Origin of the sequence: Paraburkholderia sp. RL17-347-BIC-D (genome assembly GCF_046027915.1) — a bacterium.
In the GTDB taxonomy this organism is placed as follows: domain Bacteria; phylum Pseudomonadota; class Gammaproteobacteria; order Burkholderiales; family Burkholderiaceae; genus Paraburkholderia.
This window is the reverse complement of sequence record NZ_JARESS010000228.1, coordinates 1-637: the sequence shown is the minus strand read 5'-3', so window position 1 is coordinate 637 and position 637 is coordinate 1. Positions and strand designations below refer to the sequence as shown.

At 59.8% G+C, this 637-nt stretch carries 2 protein-coding genes; one reads left to right on the top strand and one right to left on the bottom strand.

Translation table 11 applies throughout. The features are described 5' to 3' along the window. Positions 1–164 precede the first annotated feature (164 nt). Positions 165–446, top strand: coding sequence for a DUF1488 family protein (locus P0D96_RS48310; protein WP_408321435.1), 282 nt, complete (start codon positions 165–167; stop codon positions 444–446). Between the two features lie 37 nt (positions 447–483). Here the strand turns inward: P0D96_RS48310 and P0D96_RS48305 are convergent. Then, the coding region (locus P0D96_RS48305; RefSeq protein ID WP_408321065.1) for a tyrosine-type recombinase/integrase at positions 484–637 on the bottom strand (154 nt) is incomplete at its 5' end.

Genomic DNA, 637 nt, shown 5'->3' with positions numbered 1-637 from the left:
CGACACCTCTGTGTCCCCGTCAACCGCAAATCCCGTCTCCAGTAGGGCCGGCGGAATCTACACCGCGAGTTGTCCAGACATATATCCGCTGCGCGCGCCTGTTCTCCGTTCTGTAAATGAAGACAGGCGACGGGAAGTTGAAAGTTCGCAGCTGAATTCAGGAGGTGGAAATCAAGGACGTTATTGACCCGATGCCAGATGTCGCGGCGGACCGGCATGAAATTTCGTTTCGACTGACCGGGCATCGCAGCGAGGTTGCCTGTGCGATTACGCGGGAGGCGCTCGAAGCGCAGTTCTGGCTGCCCAAAGACGCGGACCCGGTCCGCATGATCAAGGCATTTGCGGACGGACGGTGCCGCATTATCGCGGTCGCCGAAAGAAAGGTCCGCCTGCGTCCGGATGAACCCGTCAGGCTCACGGCCGGCGATTTCCAGATCAGGCGGTAGGTGGTGGTGAGTTATGGCTGCCATCGGTTACCCGTCATCACCAGTCAATACGGTGTTTCTCGTCGGTCTCGCGGTGCCGGCGATCGTCGTCAACGTGAAGATACTGACTGGTCGTCGTCAGTGACGCATGCCCGAGGTTATCGCGCACGAGTCGCAGATCGACCTGATGGTCCGCCATGTGGGACCCGGCA